The sequence below is a fragment of the Pseudomonas sp. LTR0 genome, assembly GCF_036630035.1.
In the GTDB taxonomy this organism is placed as follows: Bacteria; Pseudomonadota; Gammaproteobacteria; order Pseudomonadales; family Pseudomonadaceae; genus Aquipseudomonas; species Aquipseudomonas putida_Y.
This window is the reverse complement of sequence record NZ_CP123734.1, coordinates 4,966,402-4,987,716: the sequence shown is the minus strand read 5'-3', so window position 1 is coordinate 4,987,716 and position 21,315 is coordinate 4,966,402. Positions and strand designations below refer to the sequence as shown.

The 21,315-nt window shown below is 62.7% G+C and carries 19 protein-coding genes; 13 read left to right on the top strand and 6 right to left on the bottom strand.

The window, feature by feature from the left end; translation table 11 throughout:
- Window positions 1–28: 28 nt before the first annotated feature.
- From rlmJ to QCL51_RS22815, 8 genes are all read left to right on the top strand, one after another.
- Window positions 29–865: a 23S rRNA (adenine(2030)-N(6))-methyltransferase RlmJ gene (rlmJ, locus tag QCL51_RS22850; protein ID WP_003249430.1), complete on the top strand. Its 837-nt coding sequence runs from the start codon at window positions 29–31 to the stop codon at window positions 863–865.
- A gap of 187 nt (window positions 866–1,052) precedes the next feature.
- Window positions 1,053–2,810: a carbamoyltransferase gene (locus tag QCL51_RS22845; protein WP_003249431.1), complete on the top strand. Its 1,758-nt coding sequence runs from the start codon at window positions 1,053–1,055 to the stop codon at window positions 2,808–2,810.
- Window positions 2,794–3,924 (top strand): glycosyltransferase, encoded by a 1,131-nt coding sequence (locus tag QCL51_RS22840; protein WP_330508600.1) that lies wholly within the window; start codon window positions 2,794–2,796, stop codon window positions 3,922–3,924. The genes QCL51_RS22845 and QCL51_RS22840 overlap by 17 nt, the downstream gene beginning before the upstream one ends.
- The gene (locus QCL51_RS22835) at window positions 3,924–4,820 is read left to right on the top strand and encodes an antimicrobial resistance protein Mig-14 (RefSeq protein WP_338444308.1); all 897 of its coding nucleotides are present in this window, start codon (window positions 3,924–3,926) and stop codon (window positions 4,818–4,820) included. The genes QCL51_RS22840 and QCL51_RS22835 overlap by 1 nt, the downstream gene beginning before the upstream one ends.
- Window positions 4,817–6,220 carry a PIG-L family deacetylase gene (locus QCL51_RS22830; protein ID WP_338444307.1) on the top strand — a complete coding sequence of 468 codons (1,404 nt, stop codon included), beginning with the start codon at window positions 4,817–4,819 and terminating at the stop codon, window positions 6,218–6,220. Before QCL51_RS22835 ends, QCL51_RS22830 begins: the two co-directional genes overlap by 4 nt.
- Before the next feature lie 48 nt (window positions 6,221–6,268).
- Window positions 6,269–7,225 carry a glycosyltransferase gene (locus QCL51_RS22825; protein ID WP_103469620.1) on the top strand — a complete coding sequence of 319 codons (957 nt, stop codon included), beginning with the start codon at window positions 6,269–6,271 and terminating at the stop codon, window positions 7,223–7,225.
- 65 nt (window positions 7,226–7,290) lie between these two features.
- Entirely contained in the window at window positions 7,291–8,064 is a 774-nt protein-coding gene (locus QCL51_RS22820; protein ID WP_028697038.1) for a hypothetical protein, read from the top strand.
- Window positions 8,065–8,101: 37 nt separating this feature from the next.
- The gene (locus tag QCL51_RS22815) at window positions 8,102–9,193 is read left to right on the top strand and encodes a glycosyltransferase (RefSeq protein ID WP_031322437.1); all 1,092 of its coding nucleotides are present in this window, start codon (window positions 8,102–8,104) and stop codon (window positions 9,191–9,193) included.
- 3 nt (window positions 9,194–9,196) lie between these two features.
- On the opposite strand, the gene QCL51_RS22810 is transcribed toward QCL51_RS22815, so the two are convergent.
- On the bottom strand, window positions 9,197–9,802 hold the full coding sequence (locus QCL51_RS22810) for a hypothetical protein (protein WP_021783837.1): 606 nt from the start codon (window positions 9,800–9,802) through the stop codon (window positions 9,197–9,199).
- Window positions 9,803–9,902: 100 nt separating this feature from the next.
- Between QCL51_RS22810 and QCL51_RS22805 the strand changes: the two genes are divergently transcribed.
- From QCL51_RS22805 to hldE, 3 genes are all read left to right on the top strand, one after another.
- Entirely contained in the window at window positions 9,903–11,078 is a 1,176-nt protein-coding gene (locus QCL51_RS22805) for an O-antigen ligase family protein (protein WP_338444305.1), read from the top strand.
- Window positions 11,079–11,093: 15 nt separating this feature from the next.
- Window positions 11,094–12,902 (top strand): lipid A export permease/ATP-binding protein MsbA, encoded by a 1,809-nt coding sequence (msbA, locus tag QCL51_RS22800; RefSeq protein WP_084850259.1) that lies wholly within the window; start codon window positions 11,094–11,096, stop codon window positions 12,900–12,902.
- 130 nt (window positions 12,903–13,032) lie between these two features.
- Window positions 13,033–14,454, top strand: coding sequence for a bifunctional D-glycero-beta-D-manno-heptose-7-phosphate kinase/D-glycero-beta-D-manno-heptose 1-phosphate adenylyltransferase HldE (gene hldE / locus QCL51_RS22795; RefSeq protein WP_021783834.1), 1,422 nt, complete (start codon window positions 13,033–13,035; stop codon window positions 14,452–14,454).
- A gap of 81 nt (window positions 14,455–14,535) precedes the next feature.
- Here the strand turns inward: hldE and QCL51_RS22790 are convergent, their stop codons facing one another.
- From QCL51_RS22790 to QCL51_RS22770, 5 genes are all read right to left on the bottom strand, one after another.
- Window positions 14,536–15,504 carry a hypothetical protein gene (locus QCL51_RS22790; protein WP_021783833.1) on the bottom strand — a complete coding sequence of 323 codons (969 nt, stop codon included), beginning with the start codon at window positions 15,502–15,504 and terminating at the stop codon, window positions 14,536–14,538.
- Window positions 15,505–15,562: 58 nt separating this feature from the next.
- Window positions 15,563–16,375, bottom strand: a complete 813-nt coding sequence (locus QCL51_RS22785) for an aldo/keto reductase (protein WP_084850260.1) — start codon at window positions 16,373–16,375, stop codon at window positions 15,563–15,565.
- Window positions 16,372–17,547: an FAD-dependent oxidoreductase gene (locus QCL51_RS22780; RefSeq protein WP_021783831.1), complete on the bottom strand. Its 1,176-nt coding sequence runs from the start codon at window positions 17,545–17,547 to the stop codon at window positions 16,372–16,374. Before QCL51_RS22780 ends, QCL51_RS22785 begins: the two co-directional genes overlap by 4 nt.
- A 171-nt stretch (window positions 17,548–17,718) precedes the next feature.
- A complete protein-coding gene (locus QCL51_RS22775; RefSeq protein WP_146048235.1) occupies window positions 17,719–17,952 on the bottom strand; it encodes a hypothetical protein in 234 nt (77 codons plus the stop codon).
- 688 nt (window positions 17,953–18,640) lie between these two features.
- Complete coding sequence (locus tag QCL51_RS22770; protein WP_004577390.1) at window positions 18,641–18,973, bottom strand: multidrug efflux SMR transporter; 333 nt, start codon at window positions 18,971–18,973, stop codon at window positions 18,641–18,643.
- An 86-nt stretch (window positions 18,974–19,059) separates the two neighbouring features.
- On the opposite strand from QCL51_RS22770, the gene QCL51_RS22765 reads away from it, so the two are divergent.
- The gene (locus QCL51_RS22765; RefSeq protein ID WP_021783849.1) at window positions 19,060–19,950 is read left to right on the top strand and encodes a LysR family transcriptional regulator; all 891 of its coding nucleotides are present in this window, start codon (window positions 19,060–19,062) and stop codon (window positions 19,948–19,950) included.
- Window positions 19,951–19,961: 11 nt separating this feature from the next.
- Window positions 19,962–21,233 carry a lipid IV(A) 3-deoxy-D-manno-octulosonic acid transferase gene (waaA, locus tag QCL51_RS22760; RefSeq protein WP_021783850.1) on the top strand — a complete coding sequence of 424 codons (1,272 nt, stop codon included), beginning with the start codon at window positions 19,962–19,964 and terminating at the stop codon, window positions 21,231–21,233.
- Window positions 21,234–21,315: the final 82 nt, after the last annotated feature.

Genomic DNA, 21,315 nt, shown 5'->3' with positions numbered 1-21,315 from the left:
TAAACTTGCCGCCTTCGCAGGAGTTGCCATGAACTATCGTCACGCCTTCCACGCCGGCAACCACGCCGACGTCCTCAAACACATCGTGCTGACCCGCCTCATCGCCCTGATGTCGCGCAAGGAGCAGCCTTTCGCCTATATCGATACCCACGCAGGGCTCGGCCTGTACGACCTGCAGGGTGACCAGGCAAGCCGCACCGGCGAGTACCTGGAAGGCGTAGCCCGCCTGTGGAATCGCGATGACCTGCCGGCCATGGCCGACGACTACCTGCGCATCATCAAGCGCCTGAATGCCGATGGCGAGCTGCGCTACTACCCAGGTTCGCCGGAACTGGCACGTCGTCTGATGCGCCAGCAGGACCGCGCCCTGCTCAACGAGAAACACCCCGAAGACGGGCCGCTCCTCAAAGAAAACATGAAAAAAGACCCGCGCGTGACCGTGCATCTGGGTGAAGGCTGGCATGTGCCGCGGGCCTTGCTGCCGGTGCAGGAAAAGCGCGCGATCATGCTGATCGACCCGCCGTTCGAGCAGGCCGATGAGCTCAAGCGCTGCACCACTGCCATGAAAGAGGCGATTGGCCGCATGCGCCAGACGGTTGTGGCCATCTGGTACCCGATCAAGGACCAGCGTTCGCTGACCCGCTATTACCAGGACCTGACCAGCACTGGTGCGCCGAAACTGTTGCGGGTTGAGCTGTATGTGCATCACCAGGACAGCCCTCAGGGGCTGAACGGCTCTGGCCTGGCCATCGCCAACCCGCCGTGGGGGTTGGAGGATGAGCTTAAGGAGCTGCTGCCATGGCTGGCCAAAGAGCTGGCACAAACCGCCGGTAGTTACCGCATGGACTGGCTGATCGCCGAGTAAACCTGAGCGGGTTTGCCCGCGAACACCGGCAACGCCGGTGCCATCCACCGCGTGACGGCTTCGCGGGTGAACCCGCTCCCACAAGGGGGCGGTGTGCCTCCAATGTTTGCGTTATAATCCCGCCCTTTAGCCGCCATCCGCCCAAGAGGCCGTTGGCGCATTTCTACCGAATGAAGAGGCTAATCCCTTGGCATTGACGATTCTTGGCCTGTCCGGCGCCCTTAGCCATGACCCTTCCGCGGCCCTGTACATTGACGGCAAGCTGATTGCCGCCGCCGAAGAAGAGCGCTTCGTGCGTGACAAGCATGCGAAGAACCGCATGCCCTACGAGTCGGCGAAGTTCTGCCTGGAACAGGCAGGCATCAAGCCGTCCGACGTCGACGTGGTAGCCATCCCGTTCGCCCCGATCAGCCTGTTCGGCAAGGCGCGGTGGCACTATGCCAAGCGCTATTGGTACGCCCCGGATCGTGCACTCGATGCCATCCTGATGGGCAACCGTCGCTACAAGCGTTATCGCAAGAAGATCGTCTGGTGCCTGGAGCAACTGGGCTTTGACCCGAAAAAGGTCAAGATCGAGCCCGTCGAGCACCACCTGGCCCACGCTTCCAGTGCTTATCACTGCTCGGGCTTCAAGGAAAAAACCGCAATCCTGGGCATCGACGGCAAGGGCGAGTACGCCACTACCTTCTTTGGCTACGGTGAAAACGGCAAGATCCACAAGATCAAGGAATTCTTCGACCCTGACTCGCTGGGTGGCCTGTACGGTGCCATCACCGAGTTCCTGGGCTTCGAAATGCTCGATGGCGAGTTCAAGGTCATGGGCATGGCGCCGTATGGCGACGCAAGCAAGTATGACTTCTCGCGTCTGGCCAGCTTCGAGAACGGCGAGCTGGTCATCAACACCGAGTACGCCAACGTTATCGGCCTGCGCCGCTATAAAGAGAAGGGCAAAGGCTTCTACTTCTCGCCGAAGCTGATCGAATGGCTGGGCCCCAAGCGCGAAGGCGACATCGCCGACGAGCCGTACATCCATTACGCCGCCAGCATGCAGGCGCTGTTCGAGAAACTGGCGCTGCAGATGATCGACCATTACCTGGGCGACACCCTGCGTGAAACCGGCAAGCTGGCCTTCGCTGGCGGCTGTGCGCTGAACGTCAAGCTCAACCAGAAAATCATCGCCCGTCCGGACGTGAAAGAGTTGTTCGTCCAGCCAGCCTCCGGCGACGCCGGGACTGCCGTTGGCGCCGCAGCCTATGTTTCGCACGCCCGTGGCGTTCCGGTCGAGAAGATGGAGCACGTCTACCTCGGCCCGTCGTACTCCAACGAAGACGTGATCGCTGCCTGCGCCCGTCACCCGAACCAGCCAAAGTGGCGCAAACTCGAGAACATGCCGCAGCAGATCGCCCAGATCATGGTCGACGGCAACCCGGTAGCCTGGTTCCAGGGCCGCATGGAGTTCGGGCCGCGTGCCCTCGGTGGCCGATCGATCATCGGCTGCCCGAGCGTGGAAGGCGTGGCTGACCGCATCAACCACCAGATCAAGTTCCGCGAACGCTGGAGACCTTTCTGCCCGTCGATGCTCGACACTGTCGCCCCGCAGATGATCAAGGTCGACCATCCCGCGCCGTTCATGACCTTCACCTTCGAAGTCGCTGAAGAGTGGAAGACCCGCGTGCCGGAAGTGGTGCATGAGGACGGCACTTCGCGTGCCCAGGTGCTCAAGCGCGAGTACAACCCGCGCTACTACGACATGATGAAGGCGCTGGAAGACCTGACTGGCAACGGCGTGTCGCTGAACACCTCGCTGAACCGTCGTGGTGAACCGATGATCTGCTCACCGACCGATGCGTTGAACATGTTCTTCGGCTCGGACTTGCAGTACCTGATCATGGAAGACATTTTGGTTGTGAAGGACGGCGCGGCCCCGTATGACCAGCCGCTCTGAACCGCGCATCCTGCAGTTCTGCCATGGCTATGACGGGCCGTTCCTGGACTGTGCCCGTCAGTACGCCAGCCTGTTTCAGGGGCGTGGGTACCAGGTGACTACGGTGTTCCTCACCGGCGCCGCCGACGCGCAGGTAGCGGCTGGCTGTGCGTCGGAGGAGGTGCTGTTCCTTGAGTTCAGTTCCAAGGACGTGCGTGGTCTGAAACTCGGCGCCATCCGCGCATTGCGGCGCATTGCGGCCGAACGCAATTTCGCTTTCTGCATCGCCCATCGCTTCAAGCCGATCTACGTTGCCCTGCTGGGCACCGGCCTGCCAGTGATTGGTGTGCACCATGCCTTTGGCGACTACCAGCGCAAAGGCCGCCGCCTGTTCGCGAACCTGTTCAGCAAGCGTCTGAGCCTGCTGGGTGTTTCGGACGCGGTACGTGACGATATGCGGCGTTGCTTGCCTCAGTGGCCGGCCGAGCGCATTCAGACCCTGTACAACCGCATCGACATCGACGCCCTGCAAGCAGCCCTGGTGCCGCGCGCTGACGCACGCCAGGCCTTGGGCCTGGATGCTCAGGCGTGGATCGTCGGCAATGTTGGGCGCCTGCACCCGGACAAGGACCAGGCCACCCTGTTGCGCGGTTTTGCCCAGGCACTGCCGGGGCTGCCGGCTGGTGCCCGCCTGGCAATCCTCGGCAAGGGGCGTCTGGAGGCCAAGCTCATGGCGTTGGCCGCCGAGCTTGGCATTGCCGGGCAAGTCGACTTTCTTGGCCAGGTACCGGATGCGCGCCGTTACTTTCAGGCGTTCGACGTGTTCGCTTTGAGTTCGGATCACGAGCCGTTCGGCATGGTCCTGCTTGAAGCGATGGTTGCCGGTGTGCCGGTGCTGGCCACGGCCTGTGGCGGTGCTCGCGAAGTGGTCGAGGGCGTTGGCGTTCTGTTCCCGCTGGGCGACGCCGCGCAGCTGGCCCAGGGCCTGAAGCACATGGCCGTACTGGATGCTGAACAGCGCCAGGTCTGCGCCAGGCACATGCTGCAGCGCCTGCGTGAGCGTTTCTCTGACCAGGCGGTGCGCGAGGCCTTCTGGCAACTCCCGCAGGTGCGCGCGTTGGTGGGGCAGGCCTGATGCTCAATCGTATCCAGGCCTTCCGCGAGCGCGGTTGGCAAGCTATCGATGCCAACGCGTATGCCCAGGCGTGGGGGCGCTTTGGCGGCAGTGTCGCCACCCATCCGCTGGTGGTCGAGCAACTGGCGGACCTGGCACAAATCCCGGTGCGTTACCTGGGCTGGCACCAGGCTGGCGAGCTGAAAGCCGCGATCCCGGTCTGGGGGCGTCACCTGGCGCTGTCCAAGGACGTGCTGAAGCGTGCTGGCAAGAAAGCCCTGTTCGACCTCGGCAACGCCGAGATCATCCTGCCGGCGGCGCCTGATGCCGCTGCGCCGTTGCGCCATACCGTGCGTTACCTGTCCGAACTGAACCTGGGCCGCTTCAACGGCCTCAAGGCGCAGAAGGAGCAGTTGGCCATGGCCCGGGCGCCTGAAGACCTGTCGAAGAAGTTCCGCTACAACCAGCGCCGTGAACTTCGCCTGCTGGAAGAGGCGGGTGGTGTGGTACGCCCGATCAGCGACTTCAGTGCTCAGGAAATCGCCAGCATGTACTGCGACCTGTTCCTGCGCCGCTGGGGCTTCCCTGCCACCGGTGCCGAGCGTATGGCCGATGTGCTGGAGCGCCTGCGTGAGCTGCTGATCGGCTCGGTGTTGCTGCTGGACGGTAAGCCGATTGCCATCCAGCTGGTGTACCGCGTCGAAGCGCCGGAGTGGATCAGCGTCGAGTACATCAATGGCGGTGTCGACCCTGAAACCAAGGCCTTCAGCCCAGGCAGCGTGCTGAGCTTCCTCAATACCCAGGCCGCCTGGGAAGATGCCCGGGCGCGCAACAAGCCGCTGCGGTTCTCGTTCGGCCGTGCTGACCGTGAGTACAAGGACCGATGGTGCAACCCTGTGCCGGTGTATCAAGCGTGAGCCGCAAGCAGCAGTTGCTCAAGCGCCACCGGCGCAACAAACGCCTGGGGCTGCTGGCGGGCCTGGTTGCGCTGGTCGCCCTCGGTGTTTTCAGCTGGTGGTGGCTGCCACTGCTGTTGTTGCCGCTGCTCTGGGCTGCCCATGAGGCCTGGTTTGCCGACCACCTGTTCTATGCACCGGGTGAGGACTATGCCTACGACTTCGGCGATCAGGTGCAGCAGGTTCCAGCCAGCCTGCACGATGGCTGGCTCAAGGCTGATTGCACGTTGCAAGGCGACGAAACCCTGGTGCTTGAACTGCGGCTAAAAAGCAGCTGGTTGGGGCGCTTTCTCGACCCTCGGGTCGAGCTGCTGGCTGGCGAACAGGCCGATCGGCAAGCGTTCGAGCGTGGCGTCGATGGCGTGCGCTTCCTTAACCTGACGGGTCTTGCTGCGCCACTGCAGGCCGGTACGTTGCGACTGCGCGGCCGGCATTGCCGGCTGCAGGGTCAGTTGCGCCTGTGGATAACCCCCTCGGTCGAGCTGCAGCGGCGCCGGGTGATGGTGATCGCGCCACATGCCGATGACGCCGAGTTGGCCGCGTATGGTTTGTACAGCCAGGCCGACGAAAGCTGGGTGGTGACCCTGACTGCCGGTGAGATAGAGGCCGAGCACTACCAGCAGATGGGCCTGGCAAAGGCCGAGGCCGCGCGCCTGAAAGGTCGCCTGCGTGCCTGGGACAGCATCGCCGTGCCGCGTTGGGCCGGTGTGCCGGAGTCGCGTTGCATACAGCTAGGTTACTTCTGCCTGCAGCTGCCTGCCATGCAGGCCGCACCCGATCAGCCGGCTGCCTCACGTGAGGCAGACCTGGCCGATATCCGCGTGTTCCGCCAGTTCAACCCGTTCCCGTTACCGGGCGACCGTGATGGCGCGCCCACCTGGCACAACCTGCTGGCCGATTTGCGAGCCTTGCTGGAACTGGCCAAGCCAGAGGTGCTGGTGATGCCGCACCCGCAGTTAGACCCCCACCCGGACCATATCTGCGCTCAGGCGGCGGTGCTGGAAGCCTTGCAAGGTATGGCCTGGCAGCCACAAACCTTGCTGTGCTACGCCAACCACCTGCACGATAACGACCGCTGGCCGATGGGCAACAGTGGTGATGGCGTAGCCTTGCCGCCGCAATTGAGCGCCGCCCAGGCCTGGGCGCCCTGCAGCCTGGTGCTGGACTGCGCGACCCAGCGCGACAAGGCCATGGCCCTGGGCATGATGCACGACCTGCAGCCGCCGGCACCGTTCAAGCGCCGCCTGCGCCGCGTGCTGCAACGCTGGCTTGCCGGGAGACAGCCATCGCCTTATGGGGAGAACGAATTCTTCCGCAAGGCCGTGCGCCGACACGAACTGTTCTGGCGGCGTGAGCTGTAAGCACGCCCCATGGTTGACCGCGAAGGCGCAGAGCGCCCAAGGAAAGCAATGAAAGTCCTATTTCTGGTACAGAAGGAACAGCGGGCCATTCTTGACCGCCTGTACGATGGCGTCGCGGCCAACTGCGAGTGCGACCTGCGCTGGCTGACCAGCCAGGATCAGCGCAACCTGCGCCGTTACTTCAAGCGTGAGGTGCAGGTCGAGCGCTATGACCGCATCGTGTTCTTCCTGCGTTTCAAGCAGGAGATCCGTCAGGTGGCCTTTATCCGCACGGTGCCGAACCTGGTGATTCTCGAGCACGACGCCTACCAGAACTACATCCCGTGCAAGTACACCGGCAAGTTCAGCGCTCATTACCGCCAGTTGCCATGGGCGCGGGTGATCAGCTCCGGCTATATGGTCAGCGAGCGCCTGCGCCAGGAAGGTTTTGACGCGGTGTTCGTGCCCAAGGGCTATGACGAGCAGTTGCTGGCCGACCAAGGGCGTGAGCGTGACATCGAGCTGGCCTTTGTCGGCAGCGTCAACAGCGTGGCCTATAGCGGCCGCAAGGCACTGCTGGACGAGTTGGGGCAGGTCGAGAACCTGCTGGTAACCCGTACCAAGTCGGGCGAGGACTACTGCAACACGCTCAACCGTATTCGTTTCTTCGTCAGTGCCGATGTCGGCATGGGCGAATACATGATAAAGAACTTCGAAGCCATGGCCTGTGGCTGTGTGTTGCTGGCGTACGACCAGGGCGAGGAAGAGAACCGTGCGCTGGGTCTGCAAGACATGCACAACGTGGTGTTCTATGACAACATCCCGACCCTTCAGGAAAAGCTTCGTCACTTGCGCGAGAACCCCGAGCTGGCACGGCAGATTGCAGAAAATGGCCGCCAACTTGCGGTTTCCCGTTTTAGTTTCGGCGCAGTTGGACGTAGCATCGTCGACCATATGCGCCCGGCGCTCAGGCCCCACCCGCCATTGTCTGCATGGCAGCGGCTGCGCCTGAAGCTGGGCATCTAAACAAGAGCTTTCGCGCCCAGGAGCGGGTCGTTGAAGGCCGATAGTCGTAATGCGGAGGGAGTCCGGTGCGCTTTTCAAATGAGAGTGACGTCACGCTCGTCGTGACCAGTTGTGGGCGGTTCGATCTGCTCAAAGACACCCTTGAGAGTTTCGATCGCTACAACACCGCGCCCATTCGCGAGGTATTCATCACCGAAGACTCTGGCGACGATGCTGTGCATGCCGCTGTGCCGGAGCACTGGAAGCCGCACTGCAAGGTGTTCGTCAACCGGCCAAAACTTGGTCAGTTGCCGTCTATCGACCTGGCCTACAGCCACGTGAAGACGCCTTACATTTTTCACTGCGAAGACGACTGGCAATTCTACCGCCAAGGCTTTGTCGAAGACTCGCGGGCCATCCTGGATGTCAGTCCCCACCTGTTGCAGGTGTGGTTGCGCAGCCATGCCCACGATCTGGCCATCCACAGCCCGTACATCCACTTGGGCGATCGTCAGGTGATCGCCGGGGTGCCGTGTTATCCGCTGCTGTCCGACAAGGCCGAGTGGCAGGCGTTCTCGCTCAACCCTGGGCTGCGCCGATTGAGCGATTACCAGCGCTGTGCGCCGTTTGCCGCCTATGCTGGAGAAAAGGCGCTTTCCCGTCGCTACGCTGAGTTAAATCTGACGGCGGTCACCTTGGAGGGTGATGCAGTATTGCACACTGGATTCGGCAATCACGTGACCTTGCCCATTGAAGTGGAGCGTAAGGCCAAGCGCCGTCAGCGTGATCGGATGAAGCTGGCGTTGGCGCTGGTTGCGGGGACCTTGATCGGCATGGGAATCACCTTTTTTGTTCAATGAAGTCACTGTCCCACCTGACTTGAGCGGGAGAGGACCCATGAACATCGTCAATATGATGTGGGCGGGTGGAACGCCCTACATGTCGATTCACAGGGTGCATCGGCAGGTCTTGTCGAACGCGGGTGCCGACGCCCGGATCAGTAATTGGCTGCTGCTGGGGAGCGGGCTCTGCTGTGGGCTCGGTTCGACCCGGGAATGGCATATGCCCTCACGTGCGCTCAAAGGGCGGCACTTGTGGCGCTTGCTGCGCCCATGGCTGCGCATGCGGTTGCGCAAGGCACTGGCCGAGGCGGGGGCAGAAATCGTGCTGCTCGATGGTATTGGCGTCGCTCGGTTGGTGCTGCCGTTGTTGCAGCGTATTCCCCACGTACGTGCCAAGGTACTGTTCCATGGCACGACGCGTCTGAATGCCAGCGATATCCGCTTGTTGCAGATGTTTCCGTCCGAGCGGCTGAGTGTTGCGGCGGTATCACGGACGTTGGCCGAGTCGCTGGAGTGTGATCTGGGTAGGCCGGTGCAGACACTGCGCATGGCGCTTGACCCGCGTGCATTCGTCGAGCCTTTGCTGAGCCGTGATCAGGCCAGGCAGGCGCTGCGGTTGCCCCACGGCGCCGGAGTGATGCTGGGTGCGGTAGGGCGGTTGGTAGAGAGTAAAGGTTTCGAGATGCTGATCGAAGCATTCGCCAGGGCCAGTGCACGGCAGCCGGACCTGCAACTGGCGATCATTGGCGAGGGGCCGCAGCATGCCATGTTGCAGCAGCGTATCAACGCGCTGGGCCTGGCTGGGCGCGTTCATCTGCGCGGTCACCGCGAAGACCTGCAGCAGCTGTATCGGGCATTCGACTGGCTATTGGTGCCTTCGCGTTCCGAAGGCCTGGGGCTGGTGGTGCAAGAAGCGGTGATGGCCGATGTACCGGTGGTGTGCAGCGACCTGCAGGTGTTCCGCGAGCAGTTGCACGATACGGGTGGCTACCTGCCGGTTGCCGACGAAAGCGCCTGGGCTGAGGCGATCGAGCGCTGTGCGGTGCTCAGTGCATCGACGATCGCCGCGAAGCAGCGCCAGGCACTGGCGCCGGAGCAGGCCTGGCAGGCATTCTGCAGCGGCTCGCAGAGCCTGTTGCGCAGTTGACGCTCAGCGTGTCAGCAAGGCTGCCTCGAAGGCGGCAAGGGGGAACCGGTCGCCCAGGTTCTCCCGCTCGATATAGCGCACCATGTGCTGCACATTGCGTCGAATCATGCGAGCCGACAGCGGCGGGCGTAGAAAACGCATGTCGGCCACGTCGATCAAGCCCAGACGCTGGTCGGGGGTGACCACCACATTGCCCAGGTGCAGCGAACGGAAGTAAACGCCGCTGCGGTGCAACTGGCGGATCAGTTCGATCAGGCGTGGCAGGTAAATGTCCCAGCTGAATCCGTCGTCGCGCGACATCTGCAGCAGTGTCCGCCCAGGTAGCGGGCGATACAGCACCGCAGTGCGGCCCGGCAGGTCGAGTTTGTGCTGGCTGATCACTTCGAGGGTGGGGATGCCCAGTTGCGTCAGGCGCGCGGCGTTATCGACGAAGCGCTGCGAGTAAGGGCGTAGCAGTGCAGATGAAATCAGCCGCTTCCTACGAAAAACCTTGAGGAAATTTCCATCTGTGAGCAGGTAGACTTTGGCGCCATGGCTGTCTGCCTCAAGCACCTGTGCGCCAAGTGTCAGCTGATCGAAGTCGACCTGGGTGAGCCGGGAGCATTGCATGAATAGGGCCTTGTCGTCTGGCGAGCAAAATGACCGGCAATAATGCCGAAAATAATGTTGTAGCACCATGGATGGTGTTTTTGATTCATCGGGGGAAAGGATGTTGTATCAAAAAAACTGGGCACGAGCCTGGTTAGGATTGGGTCTGGTCTGGTTCCTGGCGGCGATTGCCCTGGCACCCAGCAACAAGGTTTATCAGCAAGGTCTGGTGTTGTTCTTGTGGCTGCCAACGCTGGTATTGGCCTGGTCGGCCCGAGGTGTGCTGGTGCAAGCCTGGGGGCGGCAACCGGCGCTGTGGGGGAGTGTGCTGCTGCTGCTGGCCTGGAGCGGTCTGAGCCTGGCCTGGTCGCCCGCCGAGGAGCCCGGGCGCGAGCTCAAGCGTTTGCTCTACATCCTGGTGTTCCTGCTGGCGTTTCCGCTGTTGGCCCAGCTTGGCCAGGCCCGCATTCGTCAGCTATTGCTGCTTGGCAGCGCGTTGCTGGCCCTCGCTGCGTTGGTCTCCATCCTCAAGTTCTATGGGGTGCAGCATAAGCCTTTGCTGGTCAGGCTGGAGGGTATTGGCGAGATATCCCACCCCATCCTGGGGGCTTATGTCATTGGTTCGGCCTTGCTCTTGATGCTCTACGAGCCACCTCGGCACCGTGGCTTGCAGTTGTTGTGGCTGGCGGCACTGGCTTGCCTGGGTGCCTTCGCCATTTTCAGCCAGAGCCGTGGCGCGATTCTGGCACTGGTGATTACCGTGGTAATGGCGCCGCTGTGGTTCCGTGACCGCCACAGCCGGGTGTTTTCTGTTCTGGCATTGCTTGCCACCGGCCTGGCCTTTTTGGCCGTGTACGACCTTATCGCCCACCGGGGTTCATCCTATCGGCCGGAAATTTTCCATGCTGTGGTCGAGATGATTGCCGCGCACCCTTGGACTGGTCTTGGCCTGGGGGCTCATTACGAAGTGAGCGCCGTCGGCAGGCACTTTGATCATTCCCACAACATGTTCACCCATGTTGCCGTTGAAGTGGGCTTGCCCGGCATGTTGCTGTGGGTAATGGTATGGCTGCTTACGCTGGGCGAAATCGTGCGCGCCCGCGGCACCCTGTTCGGCAAGGTCCTGCTGGGGTTCTGGGTATACTCGACCCTGGCCATGCAGTTCGATGCCGCCAGCCTCACCGGTACGCCACGTGCCGAATGGTTCATCAGCTGGCTGCCGGTGGGCCTTGCCATGTTGCTGCCATGGGGGCGTGCCGAAAATGACGCCTGTGGTAAAATTGCCGGTTCAACCTGAACAGCGAGCTCGATAATGGCCGAAACACCGCGACCAGCGGAGCACACCTCCAGCCTGAAGATCTACTTCCGGCTGTTGAGCTATGTGAAACCCTATGTCGGCATTTTCCTGCTGAGCATTGTCGGTTTCGTGATCTTTGCCTCGACCCAGCCAATGCTGGCCGGCATTCTCAAGTACTTCGTCGATGGGCTGAGCAACCCCGAAGCGGTATTGTTCCCCAACGTACCCTACCTGCGTGACCTGCAATTGCTGCAGGCGGTGCCGCTGCTGATCATCCTGATCGCTGCGTGGCAGGGCCTTGGCTCGTTCCTCGGCAACTACTTCCTGGCGAAGGTCTCTCTGAGCCTGGTGCATGACCTGCGGGTGGCTTTGTTCAACAAGCTGCTGGTGTTGCCCAACCGCTACTTCGACAACCACAACTCCGGGCACCTGATTTCGCGCATTACCTTCAATGTGACCATGGTCACCGGCGCTGCTACCGACGCCATCAAGGTAGTGATCCGCGAAGGCCTGACCGTGGTGTTCCTGTTTGCCTATCTGCTCTGGATGAACTGGCACCTGACCTTGGTGATGGTCGCCATCTTGCCGGTGATCGCGGTTATGGTCAGCATCGCCAGCAAGAAATTCCGCAAGCAGAGCAAGAAGATCCAGGTAGCCATGGGCGACGTCACTCACGTTGCCTCGGAAACCATCCAGGGATACCGCGTGGTCCGTAGCTTCGGTGGCGAGGCCTATGAGGAGCGGCGATTCGACCAGGCCAGCCAGAGCAACACCGACAAGCAACTGCGCATGACCAAGACCGGCGCGCTGTACACACCGATGCTTCAGTTGGTGATCTACAGCGCCATGGCTGCGCTGATGTTCCTGGTACTGTTCCTGCGCGGGGATTCTACTGCCGGTGACCTGGTGGCCTATATCACCGCTGCCGGCCTGCTGCCCAAGCCTATTCGCCAGTTGTCGGAAGTCAGCTCGACCATCCAGAAGGGCCTGGCAGGTGCCGAGAGCATCTTCGAGCAACTGGACGAAGCACCCGAAGTGGACACCGGTACTGTCGAGAAGGAACGTGTGGAAGGGCGCCTGGAAGTGCGTAACCTGAGCTTCACTTACCCGGGTACCGAGCGTGAAGTGCTGAGCGACATCAGTTTTGTCGCCGAGCCCGGGCAGATGATCGCCCTGGTCGGCCGCTCCGGCAGTGGCAAGTCTACCCTGGCGGCCCTGATCCCGCGTTTCTATCACCACGACAAGGGGCAGATCCTGCTCGATGGCGTGGAGATCGAGAACTATCGCCTGCGCAACCTGCGCCGCCATGTTTCGCAAGTCACCCAGCATGTCACCCTGTTCAACGACACCGTGGCCAACAACATCGCCTATGGTGATCTGGCTGGCGCGCCGCGCGCAGACATTGAGGCCGCCGCGGCCGATGCCTATGCCAAGGAATTCGTCGACCGGCTGCCAAAGGGCTTCGATACTGAAGTGGGTGAGAACGGTGTACTGCTTTCTGGTGGCCAGCGCCAGCGCCTGGCTATTGCCCGTGCGCTGCTTAAAAACGCGCCGTTGCTGATCCTCGACGAAGCCACTTCGGCGTTGGATACCGAGTCCGAGCGGCATATCCAGGCCGCTCTGGACCACGTGATGCAGGGCCGTACCACGCTGGTGATTGCTCATCGCCTGTCGACCATCGAGAAGGCCGACCAGATCCTGGTCATGGACCAGGGCCGCCTGGTCGAGCGCGGTACTCACGCCGAGCTGCTTGCGGCTAATGGCCATTATGCCCGCCTGCATGCCATGGGGCTGGATGAGCCGGCCAAGGCCGATATCACCTGAACCCTCCTTGATCGGGGCCGTCATGGCCCCGATTGTCACGGGAATTTTCCAGGGATGATCTGGCCATAAAGCCATTGCCTACCCTGTGCTAATATCCTGCCCCTGTTCATTATTTCCATATGGGTTGCCCATGAAGTTGTCCATGCCGCGTTTCGATCAAGCCCCGGTACTGGTGGTCGGCGATGTCATGCTCGACCGCTACTGGCATGGCGGTACTTCGCGTATTTCGCCCGAAGCGCCAGTCCCGGTGGTCAAGGTCGATCAGATCGAGGATCGCCCCGGCGGTGCGGCCAACGTTGCCTTGAACATTGCTGCGCTGGGCGCGCCGGCTTCGCTGATCGGTGTTACCGGCCAAGATGAAGCTGCCGACAGCCTGGCCAACAGTCTGCAGGCTGCCGGTGTCCGTTCGGTATTCCAGCGCATCGCGCATCAGCCGACTATCGTCAAGCTGCGGGTCATGAGCCGTCACCAGCAGCTGCTGCGTATCGATTTCGAAGAGCCGTTCGCCACCGACCCGCTGTCGCTGGGCGCGGAGGTCGATGGCCTGCTCGAAGGCGTCAAGGTGCTGGTGCTGTCCGACTACGGCAAAGGTGCATTGAAGAATCACCAAGACCTGATCCAGGCGGCGCGCGCCAAGCGTATTCCGGTGCTGGCCGACCCCAAGGGCAAGGACTTTTCCATCTACCGTGGCGCCAGCCTGATTACCCCGAACCTCAGCGAATTCGAGACCATTGTCGGCCGTTGCGTCGATGAAGCCGAACTGGTCGCCAAGGGCTTGCAGCTGCTGCAGGACCTGGACCTGGGTGCCTTGCTGGTCACCCGCGGTGAGCATGGCATGACCCTGCTGCGCGTTGGTCAGCCGGCGTTGCACCTGCCAGCACGGGCACGCGAAGTGTTCGATGTGACCGGTGCCGGCGATACCGTCATCTCCACCCTTGCCGCGGCCATTGCCGCAGGTGAGGACCTGCCCCATGCGGTGGCCCTGGCCAATCTGGCGGCGGGCATCGTGGTCGGCAAGCTGGGTACGGCTGCCATCAGCGCCCCTGAACTGCGCCGGGCCATCCAGCGTGAGGAAGGCTCCGAGCGCGGCGTGCTGGGCCTGGAGCAATTGCTGCTGGCCATCGATGACGCGCGGGCGCACAACGAGAAGATTGTCTTTACCAATGGCTGCTTCGACATCCTGCATGCCGGGCATGTCACCTACCTGGAGCAGGCGCGGGCTCAGGGTGATCGCCTGATCGTTGCGGTAAATGACGATGCCTCGGTAAGCCGCCTGAAGGGGCCGGGCCGGCCGATCAACAGTGTTGACCGGCGTATGGCCGTACTGGCCGGTCTGGGCGCAGTGGACTGGGTGATCAGTTTCCCGGAAGGCACCCCGGAAAACCTGCTGAGCCAGGTCAAGCCGGATGTGCTGGTGAAGGGTGGCGACTATGGCATCGACCAGGTGGTGGGCGCTGATATCGTCAAGGGCTATGGCGGCACCGTGAAGGTGCTGGGGCTGGTCGAGAACAGCTCGACCACGGCGATTGTCGAGAAAATTCGCAAGAACTGATCTGGCCTTGGGGTCGCTGTGGCGGCCCTCTGCAGGGGCGGGTTTACCCGCGCCTGCAAGAAGGTGAAAGCTCCCGGGATGTCACTTGTGCAGCGAAGTTCGCGCCCGCTCCAGCAGCGCTCGCGCCTTGTCGCCAAACCGTTGCAAGTGCGACGCCCGTTCAGGCGTGCGTTCCACCAAACCCTGCTGCTTCACCCAATCCTTCCAGCGTATCCGTTCATCTGCCACCACCCAGCCTTCCTGCCGGGCAAAACTCTCTGCCAGGTACAACCCACGCGTACTCGCTGGCACCAGTTCATCCTTTTTCAGCGTATACAGCTCTGCCAGTGGCTGGCCGTCCTTCAATGGCATCAGGTACAGGTCGGGCCGTTTGCGGTTGAGCCGCGCCACCAACTGGTCGCCCTCCAGCCGTTCGTCAACGTGGAACAAGCTGAGTTTCTTGGCGTCCCGGGGCACTTGCAGGCGCATGTCATAGATCAGCTGTAGCGAAGCGGTGGGCAGGTGCACATAGGCCCGTGGGCGCTCCAGTAGCATCAGTTTGCCGCAATGCACCGGGCGTGCGGCACCGGACTGGGGCGCCAGCACGAAGTGGGGTGTTTCGCGGTAGTGCAGGGCGGCGGCGTAGGGTACGGGCAGCCAGGTGTCGTTGAAGCGCCCGCCCAGCCAACCTTCCGGGGTTTCCAGCAGGCACTCCTCGGCCACTTCCTGTACAGCGGTGTGCAGCGGCAGGTTCAGCTCCTGCGCCGGCACATAACCGGAAATCAGTTTCAGCACCACATCGCCACGGTCTTGTCGGCGCTGACGCACCAGTACCCAGTAATCGCGGTTCTGCCAATGCAGCGTGAGGCGCACTGACACGCCCAGGTTGGCCAGTTCGACCACGAAATGTTGCGCGTCGGGTAACTGGATGGCCTTGCGCCGTTGCTGGGTCTGGGCAAAGTTCAGCGGCATGCCGATGCTTTGGTAGATCAAGCCTTCGGGCGTGGCCTCGACATGCAGTGGCAGTGTCTTGAAGTTGCTCGGGTTCTTGCGGATCAACGTTCGCGCCACGAGGCTCCTCCTTGCGTCGGGTCAGTCTCCAGGCCCTGAGTCGTAGGCCTGAGGTAACTCAATGCTGGCCCAGGATGCGGGCGACGGTGGCCACATTGTGGGCCAGGTGCAACGGGTTGATGGTGCCGACAATAGCACTGCTGACGCCCGGGTGGGCGAACAGCAGCTCGAAGCTGGCCTGCACCGGGTCGACACCCGGGGCCAGGCAGATGTGCCCGCTCGCCAAGGCCTTCTTTACCAGGATGGCCTTGCCGTGTTCGGCAGCGTAGTCCAGCACCGGGCGTTCTGCCTGTTCGTTGAGGTTGTAGGTGACCATGGCGCAGTCGCCTTGCTCCAGCGCTTTCAGACCGCCGGCGACGGTCTTGCCGGACAGCCCGAAACCGAGGATCTTGCCCTCCTGCTTGAGTTCGGCCAAGGTCTGGTAGACCTCCTGCTGTTCTAGAATGGCCAGGTCGTTGCCATCGGAATGCACCAGCACCAGTTCGATGCGGTCGGTTTCGAGCCGGCGCAGGCTGCGCTCCACCGAGCGGCGAGTGTGGGCGGCGCTGAAATCGAAATGCGACAGGCCTTCCTCGAACTCTTCACCGACCTTGCTGACGATTACCCATTCATCACGTTGGCCGCGCAGCAGCGGGCCCAGGCGTTCTTCGCTGTGGCCATAGGCCGGGGCGGTGTCGATCAGGTTGATGCCAAGCTCGCGGGCCTGAGCCAGTAACAGGCGGGCGTCTTCATCGCCGGGGATAGTGAAGCCCGTGGGGTACTTCACGCCCTGATCGCGGCCCAGCTTGACCGTGCCGAGGCCCAGTGGAGAGACCTTGAGGCCGGTGCTGCCCAGCGGGCGATGGAATTCGTGCAGGGTTGGCAGGCTCATGGCAGCAGTTGCTCCCAGGCCGGCACGCCCAGCGGAGGGCGTGGCAGGTCGGTCAGGTCGGCCTGTGCTTGTGGACGAATGCCGTCGCGCTCCAGGTGGCTGATCACCCGGTCGCTGAAGTCCGGTGCCAGTGCCAGCTTGGTCGGCCAGCCGACCAGCAGGCGCTGCTGGTCGGCAAGGAAGGCGTTGTCCGGGCGTACCAGGCCGGATTGTGCCGGCTCAGCGCGGTCGACGCGCAGTGTGGCCCAGCGCACCAGGCTCTGGTCGACCCATGGCAGCAGGCTGGCGATTTCCTTCTGCGCTGCAGCAATCTGCGCTGCAGGCTCGCGCGCCACGCCATCGGCTTCGGCCAGGTCCCCACCGAGGTACCAGACCCACTGGCCATCGGCTGCCGGATGGGTGGTCACCGTCACCCGAGGCTTGGGCCCGCCGCCGAGGCAGTGGGCGTACAAAGGTTTGAGGTTCGGGCCCTTGGCCATGACCATGTGCAGCGGGCGGGTTTGCATGGCCGGCTGATCCAGGCCCAGCGCCTGCAGCAAGCCTTCGGTGCCGGCTCCGGCGCTCAATACGATGCGCTGGGCACGGATTTCCCGGTCGTCCACGCGCAGGCCAACCAACGCATCACCTTCACGCATGGGTTCGATGCGTTCACCTGCCAGCAAGGACTCGCCGGCCAGCTCGGCCAGATTGGCCAGCAGGCTCGGGACATCGATCACCAGTTCCGCCAGGCGATACACCTTGCCCTTGAACGCGCGGTCCTGCAGTGCCGGTGGCAACTGGTCACCCTTGACCTGGTCGACCCGGCCGCGCACGGCCTTGCTGGCGAAGAAGCTTGTGAGGTTGCCGGCCAAGGTGCCCGGCGACCACAGGTAGTGGGCATCGGAGAGCAGGCGGGTACGCCCGAGGTCGAGTTCGCCGTTGCCGGCCAAGGCCTCGCGCCAGCGGCGCGGCATGTCGGCGATGGCTTCCGAGGCGCCGGTCAGGGCGCCGTGCAGGGCGTATTTGGTGCCGCCGTGGATGATGCCCTGCGACTTGATGGTCTGCTCGCCGCCAAGGCTGGCGCGCTCCACCAGCACTGTCGAGTAGCCCAGGCGGCGCAGGCGGGCATTGAGCCAAAGGCCTGCGACCCCGGCGCCGACGATCAGCACGTCAGTGGAAATGGCAGATGGCATGGCGATACCTCGAAGACTGGGACAGCTGGCAAGTATACAGGGTCAGGCACACGGGGGATCGTGTGAGGGCTAACAGAGGCTCGCCTTGAGGTTTTTCGCGCTTGTTAGATCGAGCGCCGCCCGCGCGGCGCATCGCGAGCTGCGCTCGCTCCTACGTTTGTTTCGGGCCAATTATTCCTGTGGGATTTGCGCGCGGACGCTTTGGGGCATGTCGCGATATTGCGCCGAACAAACAAAACGGTCGCGCGCGCCTGTCACGGGCGTTACTGGCCCGAAACAGACGAGGAGCGAGCGCAGCTCGCGATGCGCCGCGCGGGCGGCGCTCGATTTCAGCAACGGCATAACATCCACGGCAAACATGCCCGGCCATTGCGCAACCTCATGCCATGCGGTGTGGCGTGCCATGCGCCATGGCTTTAAGGGTATGGCGTTAGAGGTGCGTCGTCTTGGAGACCGAGCGCCGCCCGCGCGGCGCATCGCGAGCTGCGCTCGCTCCTACGTTTGTTTCGGGCCAATTATTTCTGGGGGATTTGCGCGCGGGCGCTTTGGGGCATGTCGCGATATTGCGCCGAACAAACAAAACGGCCGCGCGCGCCTGTCACGGGCGTTACTGGCCCGAAACAGACGTAGGAGCGAGCGCAGCTCGCGATGCGCCGCGCGGGCGGCGCTCGATTTCAGCAACGGCATAACATCCACGGCAAACATGCCCGGCCATTGCGCAACCTCATGCCATGCGGTGTGGCGTGCCATGCGCCATGGCTTTAAGGGTATGGCGTTAGAGGTGCGTCGTCTTGGAGACCGCGCGCCGCCCGCGCGGCGCATCGCGAGCTGCGCTCGCTCCTACGTTTGTTTCGGGCCAATTATTTCTGTGGAATTTGCGCGCGGACGCTTTGGCGCATGGCTCGATATCGTGTCGTACGAACCAGGCGGCCGCGCGCGCCTTTTGCAGGCGTTACTGGCCCGAAACAAACGTAGGAGCGAGCGCAGCTCGCGATGCGCCGCGCGGGCGGCGCTCGATCTACCCGACACCCCAAAAATCAAGTCAAGCACCAGGCAGCCCTGGCACGACCTCCAGCCAGACGCAGGGCAAACATCAATGCCCAGCCGTCTTCGAAAACAGCTGAATCACCACCACGCCACCCACGATCATGGCCATGCCAAGCATCGCCGGCATATCCAGCTTCTGCCCATAGATCACCAGCGCCGCCACACTGATCAGCACAATCCCCAGGCCCGACCAGATGGCGTAGGCAATCCCCACCGGAATGCTGCGTACCACCAGCGTCAGCATCCAGAACGCAATGCCATAGCCAACCACCATCAGCAGCAGTGGCAACGGCGTGCTCAGGCCTTTCACCGCCTTCATCGAGGCGGTGGCGATGACTTCGGCGCAGATGGCAATGGCGAGGTAGGTATAGGCATTCATGGCGGGATCCTCCGTTACTGAGCGGGCATTCTAGACGTTGCCTGGATGGGGTAAAGTCATTACCTATCAATTTGGGAGATAGGTTGATGGCCGAGCAGTGGAACCTTGAACAATTGCGTACCTTTCTGCGCGTTGCAGAACTGCGCTCGTTCTCCGCGGTGGCACGTGAGCAGCACAAAGCCCAGTCGGCGATCAGCAGCGCCATCGCGCTGCTCGAAACAGACCTAGGGGTCACCCTGTTCGAGCGCAGCAGCGGCCGGCAACCGAAACTGACTGAAAATGGCAGCGCCTTGCTGGAAGACGCCCGCGAATTGTTACGCCAGTGCGAACGCCTGGATGGCCGCGCCCTGGCCCTGATGCGCGGGCAGGAGGCCTTGCTGCGGGTCGCGCAGGACGAAGCCATGCCATATCAGCCGGTGATCGACAGCCTTGACGAACTGGCTAGCCGCTACCCGTTCCTGGAGGTGCAATTGGCCAGTGGAGCCCAGGGCGATGTGGCGCGCAAGCTGGTGGAGCGGCGCGCCGATCTGGGCCTGTTCTTCCTCCACGAAAGCATCCCGGCTTCCTTGGAACGCCGTGCCTTGGGCAGCGTGGAGATGGTCACGGTGTGCGCGGCCGGCCACCCGCTGGCAGGCGAAGGCCGGGTCACCCGCCAACAATTGGCCCGCCACCGGCAGTTGCTGATCACGCCACAACAAAGCGGTTACCCTGGCGGCGAGGCGATCAGCCCGCAGGTATGGCGTGCCGACAGCTTCTACGCCATGGCCGAACTACTGATGCGCGGCCTGGGCTGGGCCTGGTTACCCCGGCATGTGGTGCAGTACCCGACCTACCAGGCGCACATGGTCGAACTGGACAGCGATTGGCGGCCGCCGGCTTTGGTGGCGGAGCTGGCCTGGCGCCGTGATGAGCCTCTGGGCCCGGCCGCGCAGTGGCTGGCCGAGCGCTTTGCAGTGCACCTTCGCGCGATCGGGTAGAATTCGCCGCCATGAACAGAACTCTCTATACCTTGTTGTTTCACCTGGGCCTGCCGCTGGTTGCGCTGCGCCTGTACCTGCGCGCGCGCAAGGCGCCGGCCTATGGCCAGCGTATCGGCGAGCGTTTTGCTTTCAAGCTGCCGGCCATGCGCCAGGGTGGCATCTGGGTGCATGCGGTATCGGTGGGCGAGAGCATTGCGGCCGCACCCATGGTGCGTGCCTTGCTCAAGGCTTATCCGGAGCTGCCGATCACACTGACCTGCATGACCCCTACCGGCTCTGAACGCATCCGCGCCATGTTCGCCGACGAACCGCGCGTGCAGCATTGCTACCTGCCCTACGACCTGCCTTGGGCGGCGGGGCGTTTTCTCGATCATGTGCAGCCTAAGCTGGGCATCATCATGGAAACCGAGCTTTGGCCCAACCACATTCACCAGTGTGCCAGGCGCGGCATTCCGGTGGCGCTGGCCAATGCGCGCTTGTCCGAGCGCTCGGCCCGTGGCTATGGGCGCTTTGCCAGGCTTACCCGGCCGATGCTGGCCGAGATGAGCCTGATTGCCGTGCAAACCGAAACCGAGGCCCAGCGCTTCCGTGACCTGGGTGCACGCCCTGAGCGCGTGCAAGTCACCGGTTCGATCAAGTTCGACCTGAAGATCGACGAACAGCTGCTGCCGCGCGCCAAGGCATTGCGTGAACAGTGGGGGGGCGGCCAGCGTCCTGTGTGGATCGCCGCCAGCACCCACGAAGGTGAAGATGCCTTGATCCTGCAGGCGCATCGGCAGTTGTTGCAGGTGCATGGCGATGCCTTGCTGATCCTGGTGCCGCGCCATCCCGAGCGCTTCAATGCAGTGCATGCGCTGTGCAGCGAGCAGTTCCCCACCGTGCGCCGCTCTGCCGGCACGCTGGTCGATGCGCAAACGCGGGTATTGCTGGGCGACACCATGGGCGAACTGCTGTTCCTGTATGCCCTGGCCGACATTGCCTTCGTCGGTGGCAGCCTGGTGCCGACCGGTGGGCACAATCCGTTGGAGCCTGCGGCGCTGGCCTTGCCGGTGCTCATGGGGCCGCATGTGTTCAACTTCCTCGAAATCAGCGCGATGCTGCGCGAGGCGGGTGCGTTGCAGCAGGTGGATGATGCTGACGGGCTGGCCGGCGCGGTGCGCCGTCTGGTGGAACTGCCGCAGGATGCCCAGCGCATGGGCGAGGCGGGCAGGGCGGTGATGCGGGCCAATCAGGGGGCTTTGCAGCGATTGCTCGAGGGTCTGGGGGCCTTGATCCGCTGATAATCGACATATCCACTCAAAGACCCGGTCTAGAGTGGGTATGTCTGATTCTGGTTATTTATTCCTACGGCGTAAGTTATAA